The sequence below is a fragment of the Streptomyces alkaliterrae genome (genome assembly GCF_007097205.2).
Classification (GTDB): Bacteria; Actinomycetota; Actinomycetes; order Streptomycetales; family Streptomycetaceae; genus Streptomyces; species Streptomyces alkaliterrae.
In genome coordinates this window covers 1-3,395 of sequence record NZ_VJYK02000436.1, presented here as the reverse complement: position 1 = coordinate 3,395, position 3,395 = coordinate 1, and the positions used below count along the sequence as shown (strand labels likewise).

The 3,395-nt window shown below is 73.8% G+C and carries 2 protein-coding genes; both read right to left on the bottom strand.

Going from position 1 to position 3,395, the window contains the following annotated elements:
* A partial coding sequence (locus FNX44_RS25200) for a phosphodiester glycosidase family protein (RefSeq protein ID WP_143651298.1) occupies positions 1–1,671 on the bottom strand: 1,671 nt, incomplete at its 3' end.
* Positions 1,672–1,919: 248 nt separating this feature from the next.
* Positions 1,920–3,302 (bottom strand): L-serine ammonia-lyase, encoded by a 1,383-nt coding sequence (locus FNX44_RS25195; protein WP_143651297.1) that lies wholly within the window; start codon positions 3,300–3,302, stop codon positions 1,920–1,922.
* Positions 3,303–3,395 lie beyond the last annotated feature (93 nt).

Genomic DNA, 3,395 nt, shown 5'->3' with positions numbered 1-3,395 from the left:
GTCGCTGGGGGTGTTGCGGACGCGGCCGTGGGTGACGAGGGTGGTGGAGCCTCCGCCGTCGAGGTTGAGGGCGTCGACCGCGCCGAGGCTCCGCATGACTGCCGCCGCCTCGGGGATGGTGAGACCGGCGCTGTGCCCGGGGTGGCGGCCGTCGGCGGTCATGAGGACGAGATGGCCGGAGGCCGTGATCCCGGCGGCGGTGCGCGGGTTCCGGCGCAGGTACCACTCGTTGTAGAAGGTGCGGCGGTCGTGGCCGTCGACGGCCTCCGGGCTCCAGCCGTCGCGGACGGGGTCGAGCGCGGTGCGGCCGTCGCGGAGGAGCAGGGGGCCGCCGTCGACGATGCCCAGGCCCGGGGTGAGGCGGAGCTGTTGGCGGGTGTCGGGGTCGGTGACCTGGTCGCGGAGTCGGAGGCGGTCGCCGGGCCGGGCGTGGGTGGCGAGCCAGGTGGCGGCCGCGCCCTTTGCCTGGACGACGCTTCCGCCGGGCGGCACCGGGCCGCCGAGGCGGTCCTGGAGTGCGGTGACCCGGCCGTTGTCGTCGAGGAGGGCCTGGCGGCCGTCTCCGGTGGGGGCCTGCGGGCCGTAGGCGGGGGTGATCACGACGAGGTCGTCGGGGCTGCCGCAGGTGTAGTCGTGGTGGGCGGCGTGGCCGCGGCCGGTGGCCCAGGTGCCGCCGCAGGAGGGGACAAGCCCGGGAAGGCGGTTGAGGCCGGTGACGGTGTGCGTGGAACCGCTGGAAGTGGTGACGCTCAGGCGGGTGGCCAGGCGGCGCACGGCCGGGCCGTCGCCATCGCCGGAGGGGCCCGGGAGGACGAGGGCGGGACGGTGCCGGACGGACTCGGAGAGGAGGTCGCCGCCGACGACGGTGAGCCCGGCGGGGTCGCCGGGGGTTCCGGCGAGCCAGGGCCCGGGTTCGCGGCGGGCGTTGGGGGTGACGTAGAAGCCGCCGTTCACGGCGGCGAGGGCGCCGGTGCGGCGGGCGACGGAGCTGACGGTCTCCACGCCCTCGACGTGCCCCTGGCCGAGTTCGACGCTGAGCCGGGTGGCTGCGGCGGGTTCGAGGACAAGGACGTCGAGATGCCAGGGGCCGGTGGTGTGGTGGCCGTCCTCGCTGGTGTGGTGGACGCGGGCGCCGAGTCCGGCGCGGACCAGTTCGGCCCGCAGGCGATTGGCTTTGTCGGCGGTGGCGAAGGCGCCGACGCGGACGGCGGTGGCCATCGGGCGGCCGGGCGGGCCACGCGGGTCGGGGCCGGCGACGGCTTCGCGGCGCGGGGTGTGGCCGAGTTCCCGCAGTCGTCGTTCGAGGGCGGTGATCTCCGGTTCGCCGGTGGCGAGTCCTGCGGTGACGGTCCAGTGGTCGTCGGGCGAGGCGTGGCCGCGCGTGATGGTGAGGTGGGTGACGCCGGGCGCGACGGTCTTGCTCGTCCGGGTTTCGTGCAGAGCGCCGGGTCCGAGCCGTAGGGAGGGCGCTGCGGCGTTCGGTGCTGCCGCCCCCGCGTGGGGGGCCGCTGCCGCGTTTGCCGCCGTCGGGCGCTGGACGGACTCCGCGGTGGAGGGTGTGCCGGCCAGCAGGACCAGCAGTGCCAGCGCGGGGATGAGGAGGGCGAGAACAACCGGGCGGGTGGCGACGGATGGTCGGCGGGTACGGGGTCGCCTGCTGGGATGCCGCATGCCGTGGGGCCCTCCGTCTCTCTCACTTGAGGAAGCAGAGCAGGTGCATCTTCCCGGTCAGAGTGGTGAGACGTGGTTACGGCAGGGTGGCTGACGGCGTGTCGGCGGGTGACGGCTTCGCCACCGTCAGGGGGGGGCGGTGCCGGACGGGGCGCGCTGACGGCGCCGGAAGGTGCCGGACATGCCGCCGCGCCGCCGGTTGGACCGGCGGCGCGGAAGTCGGTGTGCGGGGCCTCACGGGCCCCGGGTCAGCATTCGATGATGTTGACGGCGAGGCCGCCGCGGGCGGTTTCCTTGTACTTGACGCTCATGTCGGCGCCGGTTTCCTTCATCGTCTTGATGGCCTTGTCGAGGCTGACGTGGTGGCGGCCGTCGCCGCGCAGGGACATCCGCGCGGCGGTGACGGCCTTGACGGCGGCCATGCCGTTGCGCTCGATGCAGGGGATCTGGACGAGGCCGCCGACGGGGTCGCAGGTGAGGCCGAGGTTGTGCTCGATGCCGATCTCGGCGGCGTTCTCGACCTGCTCGGGGGAGCCGCCCAGGACCTCGGCGAGGCCGCCGGCGGCCATGGAGCAGGCGGAGCCGACCTCGCCCTGGCAGCCGACCTCGGCGCCGGAGATGGAGGCGTTCTCCTTGAAGAGCATGCCGATGGCGCCGGCGGCGAGGAGGAAGCGGACGATGCCGTCGTCGTCGGCGCCGGGCACGAAGTTCTGGAAGTAGTGCAGGACGGCGGGGATGATGCCGGCGGCGCCGTTGGTGGGGGCGGTGACGACGCGGCCGCCGGCGGCGTTCTCCTCGTTGACGGCCATCGCGTAGAGGGTGACCCACTCCATGGCCAGCGCGTCGGGGCGGCCTTCGGCGCGGAGTTGGCGGGCGGAGGTCGCGGCGCGGCGGCGGACCTTGAGGCCGCCGGGCAGGATGCCCTCCTGGCTCAGGCCGCGTTCGACGCAGGCCTGCATGACACGCCAGATCTCCAGCAGGCCGGTGCGGATCTCGGTCTCCGTGCGCCAGGCCTTCTCGTTCTCCAGCATCAGGGCGGAGACGGACAGGCCGGTCTCGCGGGTGAGGCGCAGGAGTTCGTCGCCGGTGCGGAAGGGGTAGCGCAGCGGGGTGTCGTCGAGCTTGATGCGGTCCTCGCCGACGGCGTCCTCGTCGACGACAAAGCCGCCGCCGACGGAGTAGTACGTCTTTTCCAGCAGCGGCAGGCCCTTGTCGTCGTAGGCGAAGAGGGTCATGCCGTTGGCGTGGTAGGGGAGGGATCGGCGGCGGTGGAGGACGAGGTCGGTGTCGTGGTCGAAGTCGATCTCGTGCGCGTCACCTATGTCGGCGGCCAGCAGCCGCAGGCGGCCGGTGGTGCGGACGCGGTCGACCCACTCGTCGGCCTTCTCGACGTCGACGGTGGCGGGGGAGTGGCCTTCCAGGCCGAGGAGGACGGCCTTGGGGGTGCCGTGGCCGTGCCCCGTGGCGCCGAGGGAGCCGAAGAGTTCTGCGCGGACGTTGGCCGTGTGGGCGAGCGCGCCTTCGTTCTTCAGCCGGCGGGCGAACATCCGGGCGGCGCGCATGGGGCCGACGGTGTGCGAGCTGGACGGGCCGATGCCGATGGAGAACAGGTCGAATACGGAGATGGCCACGGCGTGACTCCTTCGTCAGCTCGGGTGGCCGCCGGGGTACGGCGGGTGGTGCGGGAAGTGCGGGTCTCTCCTGAAGAGAGGCCGGGGAGAGGG